The sequence below is a fragment of the Streptomyces zagrosensis genome, from assembly GCF_014203645.1.
Taxonomy (GTDB): Bacteria; Actinomycetota; Actinomycetes; order Streptomycetales; family Streptomycetaceae; genus Streptomyces; species Streptomyces zagrosensis.
On the sequence record NZ_JACHJL010000004.1, the window covers coordinates 158784 to 181860 of the forward strand.

General features: G+C 67.8%; 23 protein-coding genes. 9 read left to right on the forward strand and 14 right to left on the reverse strand.

Annotated elements, in window-relative coordinates; all coding sequences use genetic code 11:
- Positions 1–1467, forward strand: a complete 1467-nt coding sequence (locus FHS42_RS09705; RefSeq protein WP_184571037.1) for a Cys-Gln thioester bond-forming surface protein — start codon at positions 1–3, stop codon at positions 1465–1467.
- A gap of 137 nt (positions 1468–1604) precedes the next feature.
- Here FHS42_RS09705 and FHS42_RS09710 read toward each other — a convergent pair whose 3' ends face one another.
- Positions 1605–2234: an antibiotic biosynthesis monooxygenase family protein gene (locus FHS42_RS09710; RefSeq protein ID WP_184571040.1), complete on the reverse strand. Its 630-nt coding sequence runs from the start codon at positions 2232–2234 to the stop codon at positions 1605–1607.
- Positions 2235–2883: 649 nt separating this feature from the next.
- Here FHS42_RS09710 and ettA point away from each other — a divergent pair.
- The 3 genes from ettA to FHS42_RS09725 are packed head-to-tail and all read left to right on the forward strand — an operon-like array spanning position 2884 to position 6079.
- Entirely contained in the window at positions 2884–4548 is a 1665-nt protein-coding gene (gene ettA / locus FHS42_RS09715; RefSeq protein ID WP_184571042.1) for an energy-dependent translational throttle protein EttA, read from the forward strand.
- A 5-nt stretch (positions 4549–4553) separates the two neighbouring features.
- Positions 4554–5018 carry an acyl-CoA thioesterase gene (locus FHS42_RS09720; protein ID WP_184571043.1) on the forward strand — a complete coding sequence of 155 codons (465 nt, stop codon included), beginning with the start codon at positions 4554–4556 and terminating at the stop codon, positions 5016–5018.
- Positions 5015–6079: a DUF8185 domain-containing protein gene (locus FHS42_RS09725; RefSeq protein ID WP_184571045.1), complete on the forward strand. Its 1065-nt coding sequence runs from the start codon at positions 5015–5017 to the stop codon at positions 6077–6079. The genes FHS42_RS09720 and FHS42_RS09725 overlap by 4 nt, the downstream gene beginning before the upstream one ends.
- Before the next feature lie 121 nt (positions 6080–6200).
- Here the strand turns inward: FHS42_RS09725 and FHS42_RS09730 are convergent, their stop codons facing one another.
- Complete coding sequence (locus tag FHS42_RS09730) at positions 6201–6689, reverse strand: glutathione peroxidase (RefSeq protein ID WP_184571047.1); 489 nt, start codon at positions 6687–6689, stop codon at positions 6201–6203.
- Between FHS42_RS09730 and FHS42_RS09735 the strand changes: the two genes are divergently transcribed.
- Positions 6688–6984: a hypothetical protein gene (locus tag FHS42_RS09735; protein WP_184571049.1), complete on the forward strand. Its 297-nt coding sequence runs from the start codon at positions 6688–6690 to the stop codon at positions 6982–6984. The genes FHS42_RS09730 and FHS42_RS09735 overlap by 2 nt on opposite strands.
- A 105-nt stretch (positions 6985–7089) precedes the next feature.
- Here the strand turns inward: FHS42_RS09735 and FHS42_RS09740 are convergent, their stop codons facing one another.
- The 3 genes from FHS42_RS09740 to FHS42_RS09750 form a co-directional block, all read right to left on the reverse strand.
- A complete protein-coding gene (locus tag FHS42_RS09740) occupies positions 7090–8262 on the reverse strand; it encodes a cytochrome P450 (protein WP_184571060.1) in 1173 nt (390 codons plus the stop codon).
- A 1158-nt stretch (positions 8263–9420) separates the two neighbouring features.
- Positions 9421–10170 carry an SDR family NAD(P)-dependent oxidoreductase gene (locus FHS42_RS09745; RefSeq protein WP_376772556.1) on the reverse strand — a complete coding sequence of 250 codons (750 nt, stop codon included), beginning with the start codon at positions 10168–10170 and terminating at the stop codon, positions 9421–9423.
- A gap of 324 nt (positions 10171–10494) precedes the next feature.
- On the reverse strand, positions 10495–11292 hold the full coding sequence (locus FHS42_RS09750) for an inositol monophosphatase family protein (RefSeq protein ID WP_184571064.1): 798 nt from the start codon (positions 11290–11292) through the stop codon (positions 10495–10497).
- Positions 11293–11665: 373 nt separating this feature from the next.
- Between FHS42_RS09750 and FHS42_RS09755 the strand changes: the two genes are divergently transcribed.
- Complete coding sequence (locus tag FHS42_RS09755) at positions 11666–12070, forward strand: RidA family protein (protein ID WP_184571066.1); 405 nt, start codon at positions 11666–11668, stop codon at positions 12068–12070.
- 283 nt (positions 12071–12353) lie between these two features.
- Here the strand turns inward: FHS42_RS09755 and FHS42_RS09760 are convergent, their stop codons facing one another.
- The 3 genes from FHS42_RS09760 to FHS42_RS36810 form a co-directional block, all read right to left on the reverse strand.
- Complete coding sequence (locus tag FHS42_RS09760) at positions 12354–12596, reverse strand: helix-turn-helix domain-containing protein (protein WP_246494494.1); 243 nt, start codon at positions 12594–12596, stop codon at positions 12354–12356.
- 162 nt (positions 12597–12758) lie between these two features.
- Positions 12759–13220, reverse strand: coding sequence for a hypothetical protein (locus FHS42_RS09765; protein ID WP_246494443.1), 462 nt, complete (start codon positions 13218–13220; stop codon positions 12759–12761).
- Between the two features lie 4 nt (positions 13221–13224).
- Entirely contained in the window at positions 13225–13770 is a 546-nt protein-coding gene (locus tag FHS42_RS36810; RefSeq protein WP_246494444.1) for a hypothetical protein, read from the reverse strand.
- A 64-nt stretch (positions 13771–13834) separates the two neighbouring features.
- On the opposite strand from FHS42_RS36810, the gene FHS42_RS36815 reads away from it, so the two are divergent.
- Positions 13835–14176, forward strand: coding sequence for a hypothetical protein (locus FHS42_RS36815; RefSeq protein ID WP_246494445.1), 342 nt, complete (start codon positions 13835–13837; stop codon positions 14174–14176).
- On the opposite strand, the gene FHS42_RS09775 is transcribed toward FHS42_RS36815, so the two are convergent.
- Positions 14149–14574 (reverse strand): hypothetical protein, encoded by a 426-nt coding sequence (locus FHS42_RS09775; RefSeq protein ID WP_184571070.1) that lies wholly within the window; start codon positions 14572–14574, stop codon positions 14149–14151. The two genes, FHS42_RS36815 and FHS42_RS09775, sit on opposite strands and share 28 nt — an antisense overlap.
- A 369-nt stretch (positions 14575–14943) precedes the next feature.
- Positions 14944–17187 carry an MMPL family transporter gene (locus tag FHS42_RS09780; RefSeq protein ID WP_184571072.1) on the reverse strand — a complete coding sequence of 748 codons (2244 nt, stop codon included), beginning with the start codon at positions 17185–17187 and terminating at the stop codon, positions 14944–14946.
- Positions 17188–17426: 239 nt separating this feature from the next.
- On the opposite strand from FHS42_RS09780, the gene FHS42_RS09785 reads away from it, so the two are divergent.
- A complete protein-coding gene (locus FHS42_RS09785; protein WP_184571074.1) occupies positions 17427–18215 on the forward strand; it encodes a TetR/AcrR family transcriptional regulator in 789 nt (262 codons plus the stop codon).
- A 167-nt stretch (positions 18216–18382) separates the two neighbouring features.
- On the opposite strand, the gene FHS42_RS09790 is transcribed toward FHS42_RS09785, so the two are convergent.
- The 4 genes from FHS42_RS09790 to FHS42_RS09805 are packed head-to-tail and all read right to left on the reverse strand — an operon-like array spanning position 18383 to position 22189.
- Entirely contained in the window at positions 18383–19612 is a 1230-nt protein-coding gene (locus FHS42_RS09790; protein WP_184571076.1) for an ABC transporter permease, read from the reverse strand.
- Complete coding sequence (locus tag FHS42_RS09795) at positions 19609–20466, reverse strand: ABC transporter ATP-binding protein (protein WP_184571078.1); 858 nt, start codon at positions 20464–20466, stop codon at positions 19609–19611. Before FHS42_RS09795 ends, FHS42_RS09790 begins: the two co-directional genes overlap by 4 nt.
- The gene (locus FHS42_RS09800) at positions 20463–21539 is read right to left on the reverse strand and encodes a peptidoglycan-binding protein (protein WP_184571080.1); all 1077 of its coding nucleotides are present in this window, start codon (positions 21537–21539) and stop codon (positions 20463–20465) included. The genes FHS42_RS09795 and FHS42_RS09800 overlap by 4 nt, the downstream gene beginning before the upstream one ends.
- Positions 21539–22189, reverse strand: a complete 651-nt coding sequence (locus FHS42_RS09805; protein WP_184571082.1) for a hypothetical protein — start codon at positions 22187–22189, stop codon at positions 21539–21541. Before FHS42_RS09805 ends, FHS42_RS09800 begins: the two co-directional genes overlap by 1 nt.
- Before the next feature lie 134 nt (positions 22190–22323).
- Here FHS42_RS09805 and FHS42_RS09810 point away from each other — a divergent pair, with 134 nt between their 5' ends.
- Entirely contained in the window at positions 22324–23013 is a 690-nt protein-coding gene (locus FHS42_RS09810; protein WP_184571084.1) for a response regulator transcription factor, read from the forward strand.
- Positions 23014–23077: the final 64 nt, after the last annotated feature.

The following is a 23077-nucleotide window of genomic DNA, read 5'->3' on the forward strand; positions in this document are numbered from 1 at the left end:
ATGCTTTCTGTCATGAGGCGGGGAACTGTCCGCCTTGCCGCCGCGGTCCTGGCCTCCGGTTTGGTCGCAGGGGGCGCGATTACCGCGGCGGGACCGGCTGCGGCGGATGACGGGCTCGGAAACCACGGCGGTGCTGCGGCGACGCTCGGTGGCCTCAAGACGTTCGACCAAGCAGTCATTCGCGAGGGTGGCAAGGACGAAAAGATCGGCGCTGGTCTTTTCGAGATGTCCGTTGACAACGGCGGCACGCTCCAGAGCTACTGCATCGACATCCGCAATCCCACCCAGGAACAGGCGAAGTACCAGGAAGTGCCCTGGAGTGCCTCCTCGCTGCACAACAACGATGATGCGGGGAAAATACGTTGGATTCTTCAGCACTCCTACCCGCAGATAAATGATCTCGCTCAGCTTGCCGAGGCCGCTGGCGCGGGCACGCTGAGCGAGAAGACCGCGGCAGCCGGTACTCAGGTCGCGATTTGGCGTTACTCCGATCACATCCGGGTGGACGCGGTAGACCCCGAGGCGGAGAAGCTTGCCGACCATCTGTACAAGGCGGCACGGGACGTCGCAGAGCCCAAGGCGTCGCTAACCCTCGACCCGCCTGCGGTCTCCGGCAAGTCCGGGGAGCGACTTGGACCGTTGATGGTGCGTACGAATGCAAGCAGTGTCACCATCGCGCCGCCTGCTACGACCGTGCCCTCCGGAGTGAGGGTCGTCAGCAAGAACGGCAAGCCGGTCACCCGGGCAGTCAACGGAACCAAACTCTTCCTTGACGTACGGGCCGGGGCCGCGGACGGCACCGCGCAGGTGATGGCCGAGGCTGCGACCAAGGTGCCCGTTGGCCGGGCCTTCACCGGCATCGGCCAGCACGCCAAGAGCCAGACTCAAATACTCGCGGGTTCCAGTGAAAGCACCGTATCCGCCGAGGCCACGGTGAACTGGGCAAAAAAGGGCGCCATACCGGCGCTCTCGGCCAAGAAGAATTGCGCCAAGGGCGGCGTGGACATCATGGTGAGCAATAGGGGCGATGAGCCGTTCATGTTCACGCTGGCGGGTCAAGAGCACACGGTCGCCGCGGGCACGTCCGAGACCACCACGGTCCCGGTGCAAGAAGATGAGGCGTACAAGATCACGATCACTGGCCCGAACGGCTTTGAGGAGACGTTCGCAGGGATGCTGGACTGCAAGACCGCGAGCAGCAGTGGCGGCTCCACGGGCGGCGCTACAGACAGCACCCCGGACAGCGCTACGGCCGCAGGCAACGATCAGCCATCTTCGAAGCCGAGCCCGGTCTCAGCGGGCGGCTCCACTGGGGAGACGAGCACCACGGAGGGCGGTGACCTGGCCGACACCGGCAGCAGCAGCCCCGCCCCCTTGATCGCGGGCATAGCCGCCGCCATGGTCGCGGTCGGCGGCGGGACGGTCCTCTTCCTCCGCAAGAAGAAGGCAACACCACCGAGCGAGTGACCCACAGCTGAGGCGAGCTGGGCGACGCGCTACGCGTGCGCCGCACAGCGCTCGGCACTACTCGTCTTAGTTGCCCCTTGCCTACGTGGCGGGGTTCGACCACCGGGGCGAACGGCTCGGGAGCGTACGACCCGGGCTCAGAACTCGGCGACAACTCGAACGAGTGCTGGACTGGCGATGGCGAAGTCAGGGGAGGTGGACAGGTGCTGCTGGAGACGGGGGTCGGCGTCTGCTGCGTGCCATGCGGCGGGGCTGTCCCAGTGCGCGATGCTGATCAGCTGGAAACGAGTATCCGGGTCCACCGCACGGTGCAGCCGGTTATCCCGGAAGCCGGGCGCCTTGCTCAGCAGCTCTGCGCGGCCGAGCCAGTGCGGCAGGAATTCATCGATCCGCTCGGCGGGCAGCTCGAAGGCATGGACGAAGGTGATCCCCGGCCCTTCGCTCGAACCGTTTCCCACCGTGCGCAATTCGTCCGCCACCTCATACCAGCCACCGTGCACGGTGGCATAGCTGGCCACGGTGGCCGCCGACGCGGTGAAGCCGGGGTTCGCCAGCGCCTCGTCCCGGGCTTCGATGCTGTCCCAGTACGCCACATTGACCAGGCCGAGCCGGGACTCAGGGGACAGCCTGCGATGCAGCCGCGCACTCCGGAAGCCGGGGGCGGTATGGATGAGCCCCACGCGCTCCCGCCAGCGTGCGATGGACTCGTCGATCCGGTCCTCGGGCAGTTCCCACGCGTCGATCAGGGTGATTCCGTTTTCAGTCACCGCATCATCGTGAAACTTCAACCGCACTTCAGGTCAAGTGATCCGGTCACGGCGAGCGGCGCAACTATGGCCAGGACCCGCCTGCGCACGGTGGGGCTCCTTCGTCACCGGCCGACCCATCATCCGATCCCTGGTTACCGACCACTGAGCCCTTGATATCGATCATCTAGTCGGAGTCCCCTGAGCCCATCCGACTCCGTCCGGCCACGGCGAGCCCACCGGCCGCGTGCGGCACAGGCGGGCCTCCGCCGGTCTGGAGGACGGTCGGCCTCTATCCATCGAGTTCTCCATCGAGCTCCCTCCTGGGGCCCGAGGCCGACCGGCTCGCTACGTAGCCGCTAGCTGGCCTTCCGTGACCGCTCGATCACGAGATACGGGCCGGGGCGGACGGTGACGCTGCCGGCCGGGGCCGGCGGACGGCAGGGGCGGCGCACGGGGCTGAGCGCGGCGGAGGGGGTGGGAGGAGGGGAGGGGAGGGGGTGGGGGGAAGCCCCCCACCCAGAGCCCCACAGCCCCACTCCCCCGACACGCCGGACCGTGTAATGGGCAGCGTTGTGGGTGCCCGGGGCCTTACTGGTTTTCGCCCAGCTCTACGCGTACGGCAAGATGGTTCTATCTGCCCACCCTCATGATTGCCGGACGGTTTCTCTTGGCTGAGTACATCTACACCATGCGCAAGGCCCGAAAGGCCCACGGCGACAAGGTGATCCTCGACGACGTCACCTTGAGCTTCCTGCCGGGAGCGAAGATCGGTGTCGTCGGTCCGAACGGCGCGGGCAAATCAACTGTCCTCAAGATCATGGCTGGTCTTGAGCAGCCGTCCAATGGCGATGCTTTCCTCGCGCCCGGCTTCAGCGTCGGCATGCTCCTGCAGGAGCCGCCGTTGGATGAGTCCAAGACGGTCTTGCAGAACGTGCAGGACGGCGCCGCGGAGCTCATGGGCAAGCTCAAGCGCTTCAATGAGGTCGCCGAGCTGATGGCGACCGACTATTCGGACGCGTTGATGGAGGAGATGGGCAAGCTCCAGGAAGATCTTGACCACTCCAACGCCTGGGACCTCGACACCCAGCTTGAGCAGGCCATGGATGCCCTCGGTTGCCCGCCCGGAGACTGGCCGGTGACGAACCTCTCCGGTGGTGAGCGCCGCCGTGTGGCGCTGTGCAAGCTGCTGCTTGAGGCCCCTGACCTGCTGCTGCTCGACGAGCCAACCAACCACCTGGACGCCGAGTCCGTGCAGTGGTTGGAGCAGCACCTCGCCAAGTACGCCGGCACCGTCGTCGCCGTCACCCACGATCGGTACTTCCTCGACAACGTCGCCGAGTGGATTCTTGAACTCGACCGCGGCCGTGCCCACCCGTACGAGGGCAACTACTCCACTTACCTCGAAAAGAAGGCCACCCGGCTGAAGGTCGAGGGGCAGAAGGATGCGAAGCGCGCCAAGCGTCTCAAGGAAGAGTTGGACTGGGTCCGCTCCAACGCCAAGGGGCGGCAGGCCAAGTCCAAGGCGCGGCTGACTCGTTACGAGGAGATGGCCGCCGAGGCGGAGAAGACCAGGAAGCTGGACTTCGAGGAGATCCAGATCCCGCCGGGCCCGCGGCTGGGTAGCGTCGTGGTCGAGGTGGAGAAGCTGACCAAGGCGTTCGGTGACAAGGTCCTCATCGATGATCTCTCCTTCACGCTCCCGCGCAACGGCATCGTCGGCGTCATCGGCCCGAACGGTGCGGGTAAGACGACGCTGTTCAAGATGATCCAGGGCTTGGAGTCTGCCGACTCCGGCACAATCAGGGTCGGCGACACCGTCAAGATCTCCTACGTCGATCAGAACCGTTCCAACATCGACCCGAAGAAGTCCCTGTGGGCCGTCGTCTCCGACGAGTTGGACTACATCAACGTCGGCCAGGTCGAGATGCCTTCCCGGGCGTATGTCAGCGCCTTCGGGTTCAAGGGGCCGGACCAGCAAAAGCCCGCTGGGGTGCTCTCCGGTGGTGAGCGCAACCGCCTCAACCTGGCGCTCACCCTCAAGCAGGGCGGCAACCTGCTGCTCCTCGACGAGCCGACCAACGACCTGGACGTCGAGACGCTGGGCTCGCTGGAGAACGCGCTCTTGGAGTTCCCGGGCTGCGCCGTGGTCGTCTCCCACGACCGGTGGTTCCTCGACCGCGTCGCGACGCACATCCTGGCGTACGAGGGCCAGTCGAAGTGGTTCTGGTTCGAGGGCAACTTCGATTCGTACGAGAAGAACAAGGTCGAGCGACTCGGCGCGGACGCGGCCCGTCCGCATCGTGCCACGTACAAGAAGCTGACCAGGGGCTGAGGGGGATGGCACGGCATATCTACTCGTGCGCGCTGCGCTGGTCGGACATGGATGCCTTTGGGCATGTCAACAATGTCGTTTTCCTTCGCTATCTGGAGGAGGCGCGCATAGACCTGATGTGGCGGCTGGCGGCTGAGACGGACGGGGACGCATTCGAGGGCGGGTCCGTCGTTGCGCGGCACGAGATCGACTACCGCAGGCCGTTGGTGCACCGGCATGAGCCGGTCACCGTCGAAACGTGGGTGGTGAAGATCAGTGCCGCGTCGCTGACCCTCGCGTATGAGATCAAGGACGAGGAGACCGTGTACGTGCGGGCTTCCACGGTTGTCGTCCCGTACGACCTTGAGGCGGGGCGCCCCCGGCGGCTGAAGCCGGTGGAGGAGCGTTTCTTGCAGGCGTACTTGGAGGAGGACCCCCGGGAGGCCCGGCGCAAGCGCGGCAATGAGCAGGAGGAGGCCGTCGTCGTATGACGGCTCCAACGCTGCACTTCGCCGACGCCAGGGAGGCCGTCGCCCTCGCTGCCTTCCTGGCCCGGTTGATCCACTACGACCGTGCCGCGGCCGTACGGCTACAGGTCAGCGTGCCGGGTTCAGCACCGGATGCGGGCGGGGTGCTTGCCGTCTTCGGCCGGCCGGCCTCGTTCGAGGTGCTCGCGATTCGTACGGCGATGCTGACTTCGACAGCTTCGACGGCTTCAGCGGCCCCTCGGCCGTTGCCGGGTGCGTTGGCGGCGGATGCTGTGGCGCTGGATGCGGCTTCGGAAGCGGGTGCTGAGGGGGCGCCCGTGCCAGTGGTCGGTGTGATGCGGGAGTTGGACATCACCGTCTCGGCTGGGCAGTTCGCCGACGCGTTGGACGCGGCACGGCAGCGCGCCGGGGCAGTTCCGAACGAGGGCGAGCCGGTGGGCCTGACCGTCGTCGTGCCCGAGCCGGTGACCGGGCCGCCGTGGGCCGGCGTGCTGCCGCCGCGTGGCGGCTGGCGGCGGGTGCCGGGGCTGCCGGGTGACGCGGCGGTGCGCGACGCGGTCGCTGCGGCGGTTGCGGAGTTCCGGGCCCGGGACGAAACGCTGCCCGAGGAGCAGCGTACGCGTGCCGAGCGCGACCGCATCGGCCATGAGATCTGGTCCCGCACGGTCGGACCTACGCAGTTGCCCCTGCGCGCCGTGCACGCGGCGCAGGCCGTGGGCTTTCTGCGGCCTGCCCGATCCGACGAAAGATCGCCGGCCGCGGCGGGCGATTCTCCTCCTGTCGGCTCGTCAGCGGTGGACCACGCCGGGCGCCCGGAGGCGATGGGGGCAGCCTCCCCCGTGACGCGTTCCGCCGCCGGCTCGGCCGGTGGTGCTGCCGCCGACGCTGCGCAAGGTGGCGGCCCGGCCGCAGGCGCGGTGGGGACGGCGGGGACGGCGGGGATAGGGGAGCAGCCGTCGCTGGTGCTGTTCGCCGCGCGGGGTTGGTTGCGTCTGCGGACGCCGCACGGGTCCATTGCCGTGCGCACGGCGGGGATGCCGGCGCTCTCGGTCACACCGACGTAGCGCGCCTGCGTCGCCGCCGACGCCCCGGTGACCCCACGCGACGGGGACAGGAGGCAGGCCGCGTCGTCGAGCGGGCGACTGATGCCATGCGCCCGCGGTTACGGTGGCCCGACAGCGGCCGTCAGGCGGGCAGAACGGCTTCGACGGCGGCGGTGACCTCGGGGGCGTCGGGCTCGGTCTGGGGACCGAAGCGCGCGGTGACGTTGCCATCGGGGGCGACGAGGAACTTCTCGAAGTTCCAGCGGATGTCACCGCTGTGGCCCTCGGCGTCCGGCGTGCCGACGAGTTCCGTGTAGAGGGCGTGCCGGTGCTCGCCGTTGACGTCGGTCTTCTCCGTCAGGGGGAAGGTGACGCCGTAGGTGGCCGAGCAGAACGCGGCGATCTCCTCGGCGGTCCCGGGCTCTTGGCCCATGAACTGGTTGCACGGCACCCCAAGGACGGCGAAGCCGCGCGGCGCGTAGTGCGCGTGCAGTTTCTCCAGTGCCGCGTACTGCGGGGTGAGACCGCATTTCGAGGCGACGTTGACGACCAGGACGGCCTTGCCGCGGTACTGAGCGAGGTTGGCGGGGCCGCCGGTGAGGGCGTCGATCTCCACATCGTGGAAAGACATGTTCACTCCTACGTTCGTCGTCGGGGCTGGACTGCTGGGCAGCGCCGGGCTGCTGGAGAGTGCCCGGCTGATGGAGAGGGTACGGGGCCGGATGGGAGCCGCCGGGGCCGGCTTCCGCATTCCGCACCTCTCGGCGGCTGCGTCCCCCGAGCGCCCGTGCACGCCCCAGCGCCCGTACGCGCCCCAAGCGCCCGTGCGCGCCCCGAGCGGCATGGTGCGGTGGGCGCTGTTCCGCGCCGTAGGGCTGGCTCTTGGGCCGGGCCGGGCTCAGAGCGATCTTCGCGGCATGCAGTAGCCCCGTTCACCGTCCGCAGGGCGCCAAGCCCAGGGAGCACGAACGACCAGCGGGGGCAACTCACCTCGCGGGAGCCGGGGGCGCCGGGGAGCCGGGGCGCACGTCTCATCCCATGGCGCTGGTCAAGGCATCGGGTGCGGTCTTCCCGGCCTTGGTGAGGCGGGTCCAGCCTGCTGGCGGCGCCAAGAGCGTACGGGCGTGGGGCTGCCGTTTTCGGAACCGTACGTCTCCCTGGTAGTGACGAAGAATAAGGCAACCAAGATGCTCAAGAACCTTGAGGGCAAAGCCATTAGCCGGGCACATTGCTTCCCCTTTTCCAAAGGGAAGATAGGATTGCCTCTGTTCGTCGGTCAGTTTCTCCCAGCGTGCGGGGCGAAATACCAACGGCTCGTCCCATACGGCCCCTGCCCGATGGATTGCGTGCGTGCCAATCAGAACATGCTCGCCCTTGCGAACCGAGACGCCTGCGATGTCGTGATCGACGGCGGCTACTCTGACCAAGCGCCAGGCGGTGGGGTAGAGCCGCAGCGTCTCCCTGACCAGGGAATGGATCTGTTCCGGCCGTACTGCTGGAGTGTTGTAACCGTGCTGAATTCCGAGCAGAACTACCCATTCGAGAGTTACGCCGGTGAAGCCGACCGCGGATAGGATGAGCCGCTGGAGTAACTGCGCGCGATCCGCCGGAGTTAGCTCCCCTGGGAGGCCTAGGACCACATCGACCAGGTCCTTTGTGTCGGTTCCCGGTGCCGGCAGCCGTAGGAGTTGTTCCGCGAATCCGGCCCGTACGCGAGGTACCGAACGGTGTGATCTCCGCACCGCATGACCGACGATGTCGTCACCGACGATGCTCGATGACACATAGGTGTCCACAAGCGAGTTGATCTCGGTATGGCGCTGGTGCGCTATGACGGGGGCGAAGTATCGCCTGATCAGTCCAACTCCCCATCGTTGGTGCCGCAGTCGGCTGCGGCTGTCACTCAACTGATGGATGGCGGAGTCAATGTCGAATGACGAATTGAGGCCGTGCCGGACCAGCACCTTGATGAGCTCGTGCGACGCTTGGGCCCGCAACTCCCGGGCGAGGGGGGTCGGCCCGAGCCGGAAGAACCCGGACTGCGACAGGTAGTTGTCAGCCGAGTCGAGAAGAACGTCTCGGGCCGCATTCGCTTCGGCGATGACGAGGGTCCCGTAACGAAGTCTGAACGGGCCGTCGGCGGCTGCCGCCAGTTTCTCCCACCGCAGCAGGTGCGGCCATAAGCTCTTGCTGTCTAAGAACACGAGGTCCTGTGCCCCATCTGGGAGCGGAGGGGATGTGGCGGTGCCGCCGATCCCCTATGGGCAGGGTTTCAGGGTTTTAGGCGCCCCGTCCGTACCTATCGCCGTACTGTTGCCGACGTGCACGCATTTCGCTGCTGAGCGCCTGAATTCGCCTGATGATCCACGCCATCTTGGCCCTCCTTGGTGATCAGTGTTCTTCACTGCCCGGGGTGGCTTGGCATCTCTCGTCACGAGGTGTCGGGTCAGGCGGCTCACGCTGGGACGCACCGTTCCGGCTACGCATCCCACCCGCACAGCCAAAGCGTCAGTCCTCTTTCCCGTACCCCATGAAGTATCCGTGCCAGCGCGTACGCATTTCTCCGCTGAGCGCCCGAAAGCCGCTGCTGATCCACGCCATCATGGTCCTCCTCGCTGATCAGTACGCCCCTGGTGGATACGCGCGTATCAGTACGCTGATACATCGGCCGCCACGGGCGCATCTGTTGGCTTTGACGTTATCCACAGGACTGAGCCGGGTGGACTGACGAAACCAGCCAAAGGCTAAGGTGCCGCAGCGGTCCCTGTTGTCACTCCCGCCGAAAGGGACAGTGCCCTGGTGGTGTGGGCGGCTGGGCGGCTTTCCGGTGCGGTTTTAGGGAGTGCCGTCAAAGGGCTAGGCCCACACGAGAGGTGAGCGGATCGCCTTCGAGTTGTAGCCCTTGTCGCCGATGACATGGGCGGGTCGGGTCCGAGGCCGTCCCGGTCCCGACCGGGCACCCGCGGGACATGGGTGGAGTCGGCCGATGCGACCCAGTCGATGTCGCCGGCTGCGTCCGCCTTCGCCTGCGCGGTTTGCAGCGTCCGCTCGAAGGTGCCGCCCTTGGCCCACCGGCAGAAGCGGGTGGGCCAAGTGGCCGAGGCCCCCTACCGCTTGGATACGCCCCGCCAGGCAGCCCCGGTGCGGAACTAGTACGCGATGCCGTTCAGGACCATACGGCCGTCCAGCCGGGAATGGCCTGTCGCAGCCGTGGGCAGCAAAGGCCGCAGCAGGTCCCACTCGGCATCGGACGCCTCCTGGTGACGTATCACCCAGCCGTGAACCACTGCCCAAGATCACGGGTCGATGCCGTGACGGGCTGAGCGCCAAGGACTGCCCGGCCTGCGTTGGGCCGCGCGAGCTCAGGCTGCGAAGCCACCGTCCACCGCCAGCTCCGCACCTGTGACGTATCGGGCGCTCTCACCGGCCAGGTAGGAGACGGCGTCCGCGACCTCCGCCGCCGTGCCGTAGCGGCCGAGCGCGGTGAAGCCTCGCTGGAAGTCGGCGGAGTCGCCGTCGCCCGGGTTCATGTCGGTGTCGGTCGGGCCCGGGTGGACCAGGTTGACGGTGACCCCGTGCGGGCCGAGCTCGCGGGCCATGCCCTTGGTGAAGCCGATCAAAGCGGCCTTGCTGGTCGCGTAGAGCACGCCTCCGGGGAAGGCCACGCGCTGGGCGATGCAGCTGCCGATGTTCACGATCCGTCCGCCCCCGACCAGATACCGCAGCGCCGCCTGGGCGTAGAGGTAGGGCGCGCGAACATTCACCGCCAGCACCCGGTCGATCTGGTCGCATGTCACCGCCTCGATGGGGCCGACGGCGCCGACACCCGCATTGTTCACCAGGATGTCCAGCCGCGTGAACCGATCGGCGACGGCCGCCACCGCGCCGCACACCGCCTCCGGGTCTGCGCTGTCTGCACGGACGGCCCAGCCGCTTCGTCCCATCGCGGTGATCTTGGCGACCACCTCATCGGCCAACTCGGCCGAGCCCTGGTAGGTCAGCGCCACGTCTGCGCCGTCCTCGGCAAGCCGCAGCGCGACCGCCGCCCCGATCCCCCGGCTGCCGCCGGTCACCAGCGCTACCTTGCCGTCGAGCGCCGTCGTACCGTTCATCGTCATCTCCGTAAATCCCTTGTTCCGGCCTTGCTCCGGCCTTGGACAAGCTCAATCCAAGACCGGAACGCCCTGCGAGTCCGGCGGCATTCAGACGTCACGTTCAATCTTCAACGACGACTCCGCGCACTTTGGACCTACGAAGCGACCCCAGCTGCCCGGTGCAGTCCGGTCCACCCGGCCGGATCGGCAGCCACGGGGTCCAAGGGGGCGGCTCGGCCGGTCGGCCGCCGCCGTCCGTTACCGCGCGCCGAGCTAGTCAACGCCGGTCAGCTCGGCCTCCGCGGGCAAGTGCCGCCAGACGGCGCGAGTGTGAAGACGGCCCTAGCTTCGGCCGCGGATCATCGACATCAGCAGCCCATGGGTTTCGGCGTCGGCAGCCACGACAAGTCCGCGGCTCGCCTGTCCGAGCGGGGTGCCGTCGATCCCGGTGACCAGACAGCCGGCGGCCCGACACAACGCGATGCCGGCGGCGAAGTGCACGCTCCCCGACAGATCCCCGCCATCAGTGACGTAAGCGGCGCGCTTGCCCGCGGCGACCCAGGCCAGTGCCAGCGTCGTGGACACAACTCGCGGCCGGAAGCGCTCGACGAACCGGGGGTGGGCCAGTAGATCCACGCTCCGAAAGCCGGGCGCGCTCGGGAATGGCGGGTCCAGGTTGACGTCCACCAGTTGGGTGACGGGTGTGGGCACCAGCCGCGTATCGGCCTCGCCCTGCCGCACCCAGGCGGTGGCGCCATCGGTGCAAAAGACATCGCCACTGAACGGGTCGGCCACGGCTGCCGCCCCGTCGCGCAGTGCCACGTTGACAGCCACCAACATGTTGCCGACCGCATAGTTCAGCGTGCCGCACAGGGGATCTACCAGCCACTGACGCGCAGCCTCGGCGGCGCCTTGCTGCCCGCTCTCCTCGCCGAGCACCGCATCATCAGGCCGGGCGGCACGGATGACACCGAGGATCGCGTTCTCGGCCTCGATGTCGGCGGCGGTGGCGAAGTCCCCGGCGCCCTTGTCGATACGGGGGAGCCGCTGGCCGTACATGGTGTGCACGATGTTCGCGCCGGCGCGTACCGCAGCTATCGCCACTTCAGCATCGTCTAGGCCCGCGTATGAGTTGCTCACGTCGCGCAGGATATCGGCGGCGAAACCCATGGCCAGGCCCCCGCGCTCCCCTGCCCCCTGCCCCCTGCTGCCCGGGGAACAGCGCGCAGAAGCCGTGTCCCGCCGGTCGGCGGCCTAGCTCAGCGAAGGGAGCAGGGTGCCTTCTCGGCGCTTGGCCATGGTTCGGGGCTCGCGGATCGCGGATCGCAGCTCACGGCTCACGGCTCACGGCTCACGGCTCAACACCCTGGGCGACGTGAAGTCGCACTGGAATAGGCATCTGACCTGCCTCAGCCGTCCCTACCGCCTGACGTCGATATCCAACGGCGCGCGCAGCGGACGTGGACCGCTGGTCTTCGGGAATGCGCGATACCGTGCGTATGTTCGAGGAGACATGACGTCCGATCAGCGCACCATCACCAATCCCGCCGCTCTCCATGACCCGACACCGTTCGGCTACAGCCACGCCGTCTCGGCGCCCGGCGAACTTGTCTTCATCGGCGGCCAGTACGCCTCTGACGCCACCGGCACCCCCGTGCCCGGCGACTTCGCGACCCAGGTAGACCTGGCCTTTGACCGGCTGCGGTCGGCGTTGGAGGGGGTCGGCCTCGGATATGAGCACGTGGTCCGCCTTGGCACCTTCATCGTCGATCACGACCTCGACAAGCTGGGAGTCCTCGGCAAGGCACTGCACGCCCGCTTTGGTGACCGGCTGCCGACCCAGACGCTGAGCGGCGTCGCCTCGCTCGCGCTGCCGGGGATGTTGTTCGAAGTGGATGCGGTGGCGGTTCGGCCCTAACGGGCCACCGCGCGTACAGCACCTGCCCGAGCCTCGGTACGGGGCGCCCCGGCCACCGCGATCCGCGGCGCGCCGGGGCGCTGGGCCGGGGCGGGTGCGGAACGGCGTCTGCGGTGAGCGATCTGGCCCACCTCGCCAGCGGCTTGCTCTCGCGCCTGCTCCAACGTCGTCAAGCGGTCTGAGCAGCCGGGCTGGGTGGAGCGTTCGCCCAACCCCGTGCGTGCGGTGCGGCAATTTGTGCTCGACCCGCTCAACGCCACCGACCAACTACTGTCCCGAGTCGTTACTTCGCGTGCAGTATGCGGCGAGGGTTTCGAGGATCTCGCCGGCGGCACCTGGTCCAGCGTCCGGGCGACCAGGCTCTCGACCCGTTCATCCGTGATCTTCCGAGGAGCCCCGAACGCGGCTTGTCCACCCAGCCCTCCATGCGGTCGGCCACGAACCACGACCGCCATGTGCGTACGGTCTCCCGCGAGATCCCTAGATCCTCCGCCACCTCAGCGTTCGACCGGCCCTCCGCACACATCAGCACAGACCTCGACCGCAACACCAGCGCCTGAGACACCGTCTACCTGCACAAACAGTCCCGCAGCACCCTGCGTTCGTGATCGGACGACTCCACCACCAGCGGCCTCGGACCAGGCATCACCCCACCCTGCAACCGCAAGTGATCTTCCGACTCACGACACTAGGCGGGTGCTACGGGCTTCAGAACGACGCCTTTGAGGGCTTCGGCGACCCGTGGAGCGAAGTCCGCATACCTCACCCAGACGTACCAGTTACCCGCCGCGACGATGGTGTGGTTGTACGGCGCTTCGCGTCTGCCCGCGATGGAGTCACCCATGTCGTTCCGGCTGAATCTGTGCGGATCGAGTACGTGGATCTCGTTCTCGACCTTCACTCCCTCTATCTCGGTTACACAGTCCAACCCGGAGCCGAAGTTCGCCCGTGCGCGACGCAGCAGCTCACACTCCAGGCCGGCCGCGCCCATGGCCTTCATCACGGCATCGGCGGTCTTGTACGTGGGGAGCGCGGGAACGTTACTGGGCATCGGGCTCAGCGCGCGCGAAGCGTCGTCCTTCGTCGGCCCGCATGCCGCCAGGGTGGCGACGAGCGCGAGGGTGACGGCGGTAACGCTGGTCTTGTTCATTGGGTCAGCCGTTCGACGGCGGAGTCGGCGGTGGCCCCGGGCTAGGTGACGGCGTCCCAGGTTCGGGGTCATCATTGCCGGTTCCTGTGGTGGGACCGCCTGCCGCGTAGATCGGTTCGATCGACACGTGATGCCCGGCAGGTGTGTTCGTCTCAAGTTGATGCATTGCCTTGGCGCGCTGCTCGTCGCTCAGCGCCTCCCAGGCCATCGCGTCCTCCAGGTGAGGCTGTAGCTTGTCCCAGTTTTCACCGCGGGCCCTGATGTGCCCTCCCCGGTCCCCCGACTCATCGCCTTGCTGCTCGTTCTTCTCGCGTACGTCTGGGGTGTCAGCTGCATAGAGGGTGAACAGCTGCTTGTCGGTGTCGGCACCGTACGGCTGTTCGCTGAGCTGTTTCAAGTGGTAAGCGCTCAGCCGGATATTCTCATTGGGATTCTCTTCGATGTACTTCGTCAGCTCCGAGTCACCGAGGTCGCCCAGATAAGTACCATCAGCGAGCGTGAAGCTCGCCTTGTTGTTCTCGATGACGCCCCTGGCCGTCTCCAGTTTCACGTGCGTGATGCCGAGCGACGGTCTTCCCTAGTCTGACCCGCCCGCTGTCATCGACCTTCAGCTCATGAGTGCGGGCGTAATCGAGAGCACTCGTGAGATCCCGCTGCGCGGCGCCGATGGCATCGGCAAGGTCGTCGTACACCGTGACCACGGCGCGCAAGGCGAGAGCAGCCGCGTCATAGTCGTCTGCATGCTTGACGAAGCGCGTACGAGCGGCGCTTCCGGTATCTCCCACCCAACACTGCCGCAGGGTCGCCGCTACCTCGTCTCGGGTGAAGGAGCCGATGCCTTCGCATTGCTTCACGGCTGCTACCGCGTCATCAGCAGCGGCACGCCATGTGGCGGCCTTGGCGCTTTTCAGTTCGCTGACGGAAACCATCAGGCATCCTCCAGCCAGTCGGCCTGAGCCCGGAGGCGCTGCGCTACGGAGACGTCGTCGCTAATTTGCTTGTCCATCGCTTTTGTCAGCGCGGCGGCTGCGTCCTCCACCACATCGCTGAGACCACGCAACCGCTTCTGCCAGGCGGAGACACACGCATTGCTCGCGGGGCCGGCGGCCCATCCGGAGTGGATTTTCCCTGCCGCCGCCGCGTCGTCCAGTTTCGATTTCTCTTTCGCGTCGGCATTCGCCAGTTGAATTTCCGATGCCTTGGTCCGTATGGGCCCGTCCGTAAGACCCAGGTCCACGCCGGCAGGGTGCAACCCTTCCGTGGCGCTTTGCTCGGTGGATGCGAGTCGCATCAACGGGGCGTGGTGCTGAACAGCATCAGCCTTGAATTGAGCCCACTCCGCCTCGAATGACATGCTCCCCCTTGCATGGCACGAGCCACGATGAGAGCCACCAACCTACCCGCGCGGCCGGGAAGTCCAAGATGTTTTCTGGACAGCCTGGCAATCACCTTTCTGTCACACGAGTGAAGTGCACTGGGCGGCGGCGAGATTGCCTGTTGTCGCCAACCAGGCTGGGCCGGACCGTACGACCATCCACACCAGGGCCCCTCGCTCAGCCGTCCCGGCAGGACCGCCCGGACAAGTCAGTAGCGCAAGCGGTGACGCTGCGGTGGGCGCAGCGGCGGAGTTTGCGGCATGTCAGCTCGGCGAACCAGCGCTCGACCGTGCCCGCCTCCGGTGCAGTGGAGGCGGGCACAGCGCGGGGGTGCGATCTCTGTGGGATCAGACTCCCGTCGAGTCCTTCGCGTACGCGGACTCCGCTGCGGGCTCCGGCACGGCCGCGGGTGCGGGCGCCGGGGTGCCTTCGCTGAGGCCGAACCGCTCGTGGAGCTTCTTCAGGGGGCGGGGCGCGTACCAGGCCGAGCGGCCGAGTAGGCGCATCGCGGCAGGTACGAGGACGCCGCGGATGGCGATGGCGTCGATGAGGATGGCCAGCCCGCTGCCCAGGCCGAACATCTGCATGAAGCTGAGCTTGGCCGTCCCGAAGGCGAAGAAGCTCACCGCGAGCAGGACGGCTGCCGCGCTGACGATGCGTCCGGTGTGCCCGAGGCCGTTGACCACGGCCGATTCGTTGTCCTCGCCCTGATCGTGGAGTTCCTTGATCCGGCTGGTGACGAACACCTCGTAGTCCATCGAGAGGCCGAAGGCGATGCAGAACACCAGCACGGTCATCGATGTGTCCATCGGCTGCGCGGTGAAGCCGAACACGGAGGAGAGGTGACCGTCCTGGAACATCCAGGTCATGACGCCAAGGGCCGCACCCAGGCTGATCATGTTGAGGACCAGCGCACGCAGCGGTTGCACGATGCTGCCGGTGAACAGGAAGAGCAGCACGAAGGTGGTCACGGCGATCAGGCCAAGCGCGAGCGGGAGCCTGCTGCTGATGGAGTCCTTGGAGTCCACCAGTTCGGCGTCGGCCCCACCCACTAGGGGGTTCGATCGGTCGGGCGGGGTGGCCGCCCTGACCTCCTCGACCAGGGCTTGAGCCGCGTCCGACTTCGGCTCCAAGGCACTCACCACGTTGATGCGCTGCGCGTCGGGACGGCCAAGGGCGGCGTTGCTGGGGCCGGCCGCTGCGGACTGGCCCTCGGTGTAGGTTCCCGTGCTGGCTTCGACGCGGGCAACGCCCTTGAGCTTGGACAGTTCGGCCGCGTACGAGCCCAAGGGGGTCTTGCTTACGGGCTTGTCGATGACCACGTGCAGAGCTGCGGCGTCGTTGCCGTCGAAGTTCTTTTGTAGTGCAGCGGAGACCTGGCGGCTCTGCGCGTCATCGGGCAACACGCGCTCGTCCGGGGTGCCGAAGGTGAGGCCCAGCAGCGGGCTTGCGGCCACGAGCAGTACGGCGAGCACCGGCAGCGCGGTGAGCGCGGGCCGCCGCATGGCGGTGCGGGCCAGCCGTCCCCACATGGGCGCCCGGGCGTCGGAGCGCCCCGGCTTCGCCCACGGCAGCCGGCCCTTGTTGACCCGGTGCCCCAGGACGGCGAACAGGGCCGGCATCACGAACAGGGTGCTGATGGCTGCGATGAGGACGACCCCGACGCCGGCGTAGCCGAACGAGCGCAGGAAGAACTGCGGGAACAGCATGAGTGCCGCGAGCGCGACCGCCACCGTGGCAGCGGAGAACGCGACCGTACGGCCCGCGGTGCGCACCGTGTGCCGCACGGCGTCGTCCACGCTCGCCCCGGTCGCGAGCTGCTCCCGGAACCGGCTGATCATCAGCAGGGCGTAGTCGATGCCAAGACCGAGGCCTAGAGCCGTGGTCAGGTTGGTCGCGAAGATGGAGACGTCGGTGGCGCTGCCGAGGAGATACAGCTCCGCGAACGTCCCCGCGATGGCGATGATGCCGATGACCAGCGGCAGCAGTGCGGCGACCAGGCTGCCGAAGACGACCAGGAGCAGCACGAGGGTCAGCGGTACGGCGATGGCTTCGGCCAGGAGGAGGTCCTTGCCGCTCTGTGTTGCCAAGTCGCTGTTGACCGCGGCGCCGCCGCCGGCGCGGACCGTGAGGTCGCCTTGGCGCGTGCCGGTGTAGTCGTCGATGATGCTCGTGGCGTTCTTTTCCCGCTCGGTGTCGTCGCCCTTCACATGGGCTAGCACCATGGCGTTGGTGCCGTCCTTGGAGCGCAGGGCGGGGCTGCCCGTGTCCCAGTACGAGACCACGTTCTCAAGGTGTTGCTCTTTCTTGAGGTCGGCCACCAGGGCTTGGCCGCTGTGCTTGGCCGCCGGGGCCTCGATGCGCCCTTCGGGGGCGCTGACGAGCAGGACCAGGTTCGTCTCTCCGCCGAACTTCTTGTCGATGGCCTCCCCGGCTCGGGTGGACTGTGAGGTCGGGTCGTCGTAGCCGCCCCCTTGCAGCTTGCTGAATGCGCCGGCGCCTGCGATGCCCATGAGGGCCACGGCCACGGCAGCGACGATGAGTACCAGCCGGGACCGGCGAATCGCCAGTTCGGCTATGCGGTCAAACACGTACAATCTCCCTTTACTTCTACGGTGAAAACGACGTGCAGCAGGCGGGGTTGAGCCATGGAGTGCCAGCGCAGCACTGCGCGTTGGCCCCACACCCCGTCAAGGACAGGTGCGGTGGTGCACTCTTCGTCGCCGGGAAATGACGTTAGTAAGGCAAGCAAAGATTTGGCAGTGTTAGATTTTCCTCACAGCTCATGACTTCCGCTGTCCCGCAGGGGCCATCGACGTACGGTCGCCGCATGCCCGTAGATGAAGACGTAACGGCCGTGCCCTCCCTGCGCCAGCGGCGTCGGGCCGCTGCCACCCAAGAGATCCTGGACGCCGCCGAGGCGCAGATCGTCGAACACGGGCCTTCGGCGCTGTCGTTGCGAGCGGTCGCGCGCAGCCTGGGTATGACGGTGCAGGCGCTCTACCACTACTTTCCGAATCGGGACGCCCTCGTTACAGCCCTCGTCGTCAAGACGTACGACGACTTGGCCGATGCGGTGCAGGCTGCCGTGGACGCCGCGGCCGACGACTCGGACCTACCGCGCTTAGTGGCCGCGGCCGAGAGCTACCGCCGATGGGCCATCGCCCACCCGGAGCGATTTCAGCTCATCTACGGGACGCCTTTGCGGTACTACTCGGCGCCCGCCGACGGCCCGACTACTCGGGCGGTCCGGCGGATGAGCGCGCTCTTTCAAAACGAGTTGTACGGCGGGCTCACCACGGCCCAACTCGCCGCGGCCAACAGCCCTCCGCTGTCGCCCGCACTCCGAGCACATCTGGAGCATCTGCCACCGGACGGCATGGGAAACCTGCCACCCCCCGCGGTCTCTCTCCTGGTGAGCATGTGGGGGCATATGCACGGCCTCGTCGTCCTGGAGGTGTTCGGGCACACCTCCTTCCTCGGCGACCATCAGGGCGAGGTCTTCCGGCTGGCGATGCACACCATGCTGGAAGACCTCCACCACCGGATTCCGGCCGCCGAACCCCGCACAACGGCGCCGAGCAGCCTCCGGACGCAGAAACACGCCGCCTCCGGCTAACCACCGGATGCGGCGCGAACTGCCCCTCACGTACGCCCAGCTGCGGCGCGCACCACTTCTGACGTGCCCGGACGTGGTGCGCACCGCTACTGGCACCCGCACGGCCACGCTCCCCCGGCACCTGCCAGCGGTGGCGGTCAGGGCCGCCTCACCCCGAGGTCAGCGGGTCAGATGGCGTTCAAGGCAACCGTGGGGTGCAGGCGCGATGCCCGCACCGCCGGGTAGAGGCCGGCCAACACGCCGATGAGCAGCGTCGCCGCGAGGCCGCCCGCCAATGACCACGGGGGGATTACGGCCGTCCAGCCCTGCGCGAGGGCGAATCCGTACGTTGCCGCCGCGCCGAGCACGGCACCCGTCGCGCCGCCGATGGCCGACAACAGCAGCGATTCCGTGAGGAATTGCAGGCGAATGGCGTTTTTGGTGGCGCCGATCGCGCGGCGCAGGCCGATCTCCTGGCGGCGTTCCAACACCGAGATGACCATGGTGTTGGCCACGCCCACCCCGCCGACCAGCAGCGCCACCGCGCCCAGGCCGAGCATCAAGGTGGTCAGGCCCTTGTCGGTCGCCGCCTTTGCCGCGAGCGCGTCCGAGGGGCGGGAGACCTTGGCGGAGCCTTCGGCGCCGGGGCTGACCGTGCGGGCCAAGACGGCGCGTACGTCCTCGACCGCCGCGTCCGCGGAGCGCTCGAAGATCATCGAGGGGTGGCCGTCGAAGCGGAAGTACCGTTCGGCCGCGGGAAAGCCGACCAGCGCCACGCAGTCCAGCGTGGGGACCAGTTCGACGGGCCCCAGGATGCCGATCACGACGACGTACTCGTCATTCATCATGATCTTCCCGCCCGGTTCGGTGATGCCAAGGCGCTGTGCGGCGACCGAGCCAAGGACCGTGACGGGCAGCCGCTCGTTGCCCTCGTTCAGCCAGGTCCCCTTGGCCACGTGAGTGCCCAGGGCCGTCAGAAGGTCCGTGCGGGCCGCCTGGGTGGTGACGCCCGCCGTCCGTTCCTCGGGCACCACGTCGCTGCGGCGGATCTTGGCGTCCACGTTGCCGGTCGCCGTGGCGTGCTGAACGGGGCCGATGCGCTCGACCATCGCCACCGCCGACTTCGGCAGCCGCACCTCCTGGCCCAGCGCGTCCTTGCCCGCCTCGACGGTGAGGAGGTTGGTACCGAGACGGTCAAGCTGGGCCAGCAGATCCGACTTGCTGGACTGGGACAGGCCCACCACGGCGACCATCGTGGCGATCCCGATGGCGATGCCAAGGGCAGACAGGACGACGCGGGCGCGGCGGGCGCGCAGACCGACCGCGCCGAGGCCGAGGATGTCGCGCGGCGAGAGCCGGGAGGGCTTCAGTGGAGGCAGCCCGCCGGTGGGCGCCGACTGCCGCTTAGGGCGACTCATCGTGACCTCACTTGCTGGGCTTGTTTGCCTTGCTGTGCTTCTTGGGCTTGTTTGCCTTGCTGTGCTTCTTGGGCTTGTTTGCCTTGCTGTGCTTGCTTACCTTGCTTACCTTGCTTACCCTGCTGAGCTTCTCGGGCTTCCTTGGCTTCCTTGGCTTCCTTGGCACCGGAGTCGGCCACGATCTCGCCGTCGCGAAAGCGGACCTGGCGCGGCAGTGAGCCGGCGATCTCGTGGTCGTGGGTGATCACGCAGATCGTGGTGCCCCCCGCGTTCAGCTCATGGAGCAGTTCCATGACGACCTCGCCGGACGCCGTGTCCAAGGCGCCGGTCGGTTCGTCGGCGAGCAGCAGGTCCGGCTCGCCGACCAGCCCGCGGGCGATGGCCACGCGCTGCTTTTCACCGCCGGAGAGTTCGGCGGGCCGGTGGTCGAGGCGGTGGCCAAGGCGGACGCGTTCCAGGGCGGCGCGGGCCCGGGCCCGGCGCTCCTTGCGGGGCACGCCCGCGTACAAGAGCCCATCCGCGACGTTGTCGATGGCATCGCGGCCCGCCGCCAGATGAAAGTGCTGGAACACGAAGCCGATGTGGCGGGAGCGCAGCGCGGACAACTGCGCGTCCGACAGGCCGCCCACGTCGTACCCGGCAACGCGGACCGTGCCCACTGTGGGCGGGTCGAGCGTGCCGATGACGTTGAGCATCGTTGACTTTCCCGACCCGGACGGGCCGACGATCGCCAGGAGTTCGCCCGCGCACACGGTGAGGCTCACGCCGCGTAGGGCGTGCACATCACCGGCGTACGCCTTGCTGACGTCCCGCAGTTCGACGACGGGCGCCGAGCCGGGTGTGGAGGTTGTCATTCCGTGGCCACTCCGACCGTAAGACCGTCCCTGATCTGCGGGCCGCTGACCTCGATGCGGCCGTCTGCCGTCATCCCCGTCTCCACCCGCACCATCCGGGACGTGGTGCCCTGGACCACTTGCAGTCCATAGCCGCCGTCCGCGCCGCGTAGCGCGACGATCGCCTCCACCGGGACCGTCAGGACGCCCTTGCGACTCTCGCTGACGAACTTCACGCTCGCCGTGGCCTTGGTGTCCTCACCGGACACCGCTGAGGTGCCGCCGTCCAGGGCGACTTCGACCGTGATGCCCTCCGGGGGCGCGGCGTCCGCATCATCCGAGCCGTCCGAGCCCGGCGGCTGGACGGTTCCCGCGACCCGGCCCCGCTTGGTGGTGCCACTGGGCAAAGTCACCTCGACCTTGGTGCCCTTCGCGGTGAGCGACGCATCGGCCTGGTCGAGTTCGGCGCGTATGACGGGCTTGGTCGAGGCGACGGTGAGGGCGGCCGTTTCGGGGCCCACCTGGTCGGCGAGCGCCGCGTCTGCGCGGACGACGGTGACCTGTTCGGGCTGGAAGACGACGTCCCCCTTGCCGACCTGGCCGCTTGGCGTGCGGTTGAGGGACTTCTGCCACTGTTTGACGGCGGCTTCCGTCGCCCTGTCGAAGCGCGGGTCGGTGTAGAGCCCTGCGCCGTAGCCGAGCGCGACGAGGTTGCGCTCCAACTGGAGTACGTCGCTGCCGCGGGCGCCGACCTTCATGTCGCGGAAGGCGGGCACCGGGCCGTACAGCAGCGTGACCGGCTTGTCGTCGAGCTCGTACAGGGCCTGGCCGCGGCTGATCGTTGCGCCCACCCGCGCCGAGACGGTCACCGTGCCAGGGGTCGCCGACTTCACCGCACGGCGCCGCGCGAAATCGATCTTTCCGTCGATCGTCTTGGACTGTACGAGGTCGGCTCGGGTGATCGCGACGGTGGCGGGCGGCAGTTCGCCGCGGCCGTCATCGGCGTCACCACCGCCGTACGCCAGGGCTCCCGCGCCCAACGCCGCGGCGGCCACCGCGGCCCCGCCGACGAGGAATCCAGTGCGGCGCCTCATCACTGCATTCCGTCCAGGCCCTCAAGCAGCTTGCCCTTGCACGCCTCGCGAGCCTGCTTGTAGGCGGGTGACTGGTGGTCGATCGTCGAGTTGAGGGGGTCGGGGTCGCCGCCGGGCATGACTCCGCCGCCGGACATGGTGGGGTTGGTGAACTGCGGGACGCCGTTCTCGCGCATGCAGGTGGCGTGCGCGAGCATGGACTCGTAGTCCTTTTGTGAGTCGCGCTTGGGCTCCAGCTTCATGGCCTCGGACAGCTCCGGGAAACAGACGCCGTTCTTGCCGCCCTTCTGCTCCTCGCCACCACCGTTCGGGTCGGTGATCTTGTCAATCTCCGGCCAGTTCAGATAGCCGCTCAGCTTGGGGTCGGGGAAGTCCTTCACGCCGCCCTTGGTCCGCATGCACCGCACGTAGGTCAGCTGCGCGTCGAAGAAGGCGCTCTTGCCTTCGGCGGTGGGCTTCGATGAGCCCTTGTCCTTGCCGGCGGCCCCGTCCGCGGTGGGCTCATCGGGTACGGAGGCGATCTTGTCGCTCGCCTTCGAGCCCGCGTCGTCTCCCCCGCCGCAGGCGACGCCAAGGACGAGCAGTGGAGCGGCGACGGCCGCGGCGAGCCTGAGCCGCGTGGCGCGGCGGGAAGCGGTGTGGATGTTCATGCGGATCACCGTCGGCCCCGTACATGGTGACCGGTCCATGGCCACATGATGAGCACGTAACAATGCGCGAGACCGCCGCATCGCTCGCCCATGCCGGGCCTGAACTGGGCAAACCGTCGCGCATAATCGGCTGCATGCCCCATGTGCTGCTGATCGAGGACGACGTGTCCGTACGCGACGGCATGGAACTGGTGCTGCGCCGGCACGGCTACGCCGTCGATACGGCCGCCACCGGGGAGGACGCCCTCGCCCTGCTGGCCGGCCCGGTGGGCACGGCCGTCGAACTCGCCGTGCTCGACCTGATGCTGCCGGGCATCGACGGCTTCGAGGTCTGTCGCCAACTGCGCGCCGCCGGCTCGACGCTGCCCGTGATCATGCTCACTGCACGCGGCGACGACAGCGACATCGTGCGGGGCCTGGAGGCGGGCGCCGACGACTACGTGGTCAAGCCGGTGACCGCGCCGGTTTTGGAAGCCAGAATCCGGGCGGCGCTACGACGGGCCGAACCAGCCGCGTCGGCCCGCGGCGAGGACCACGCGGGCCTGATCATCGACCGGGCCGGGCTCACCGTCACCAAGCGCGCTACGCCGATCGCCCTGCCGCCCACCGAACTGCGCCTCCTGCTCGAACTCTCCGCTTGTCCGGCCCGCGTCTTCAGCCGCGAACAGTTGCTGCAATCCGTTTGGGAGCACGACTTCCTGGGGGACTCGCGCCTGGTGGACGCGGCGGTCGGCAGGCTTCGCGCCAAGATCGAGGACGTACCCGCACGGCCGCGCTACATCCAAACGGTACGAGGCTTCGGCTACCGCTTCGGGCCAACGTGAGCATCCGCCGTCCCCGGATATCCCTCCGCCTTCCCCGTGCCCGCGCACGCCGGCCTCATGTCAG

Coding starts and splice junctions, on each gene's coding strand:
- FHS42_RS09705 (WP_184571037.1), top strand. CDS start 1: ATGCTTTCTGTCATGAGGCGGGGAACTGTCCGCCTTGCCGCCGCGGTC.
- FHS42_RS09775 (WP_184571070.1), bottom strand. CDS start 14,574: ATGTCATTCGAGGCGGAGTGGGCTCAATTCAAGGCTGATGCTGTTCAG.
- FHS42_RS09790 (WP_184571076.1), bottom strand. CDS start 19,612: ATGAGTCGCCCTAAGCGGCAGTCGGCGCCCACCGGCGGGCTGCCTCCA.
- FHS42_RS09735 (WP_184571049.1), top strand. CDS start 6,688: ATGTTCACTCCTACGTTCGTCGTCGGGGCTGGACTGCTGGGCAGCGCC.
- FHS42_RS09765 (WP_246494443.1), bottom strand. CDS start 13,220: ATGAACAAGACCAGCGTTACCGCCGTCACCCTCGCGCTCGTCGCCACC.
- FHS42_RS09730 (WP_184571047.1), bottom strand. CDS start 6,689: ATGTCTTTCCACGATGTGGAGATCGACGCCCTCACCGGCGGCCCCGCC.
- FHS42_RS09720 (WP_184571043.1), top strand. CDS start 4,554: ATGGCACGGCATATCTACTCGTGCGCGCTGCGCTGGTCGGACATGGAT.
- FHS42_RS09725 (WP_184571045.1), top strand. CDS start 5,015: ATGACGGCTCCAACGCTGCACTTCGCCGACGCCAGGGAGGCCGTCGCC.
- FHS42_RS09795 (WP_184571078.1), bottom strand. CDS start 20,466: ATGACAACCTCCACACCCGGCTCGGCGCCCGTCGTCGAACTGCGGGAC.
- FHS42_RS09805 (WP_184571082.1), bottom strand. CDS start 22,189: ATGAACATCCACACCGCTTCCCGCCGCGCCACGCGGCTCAGGCTCGCC.
- FHS42_RS09785 (WP_184571074.1), top strand. CDS start 17,427: ATGCCCGTAGATGAAGACGTAACGGCCGTGCCCTCCCTGCGCCAGCGG.
- FHS42_RS09755 (WP_184571066.1), top strand. CDS start 11,666: ATGACGTCCGATCAGCGCACCATCACCAATCCCGCCGCTCTCCATGAC.
- FHS42_RS09810 (WP_184571084.1), top strand. CDS start 22,324: ATGCCCCATGTGCTGCTGATCGAGGACGACGTGTCCGTACGCGACGGC.
- FHS42_RS09745 (WP_376772556.1), bottom strand. CDS start 10,170: ATGAACGGTACGACGGCGCTCGACGGCAAGGTAGCGCTGGTGACCGGC.
- FHS42_RS36815 (WP_246494445.1), top strand. CDS start 13,835: ATGAGTGCGGGCGTAATCGAGAGCACTCGTGAGATCCCGCTGCGCGGC.
- FHS42_RS09760 (WP_246494494.1), bottom strand. CDS start 12,596: ATGTGTGCGGAGGGCCGGTCGAACGCTGAGGTGGCGGAGGATCTAGGG.
- FHS42_RS09800 (WP_184571080.1), bottom strand. CDS start 21,539: ATGAGGCGCCGCACTGGATTCCTCGTCGGCGGGGCCGCGGTGGCCGCC.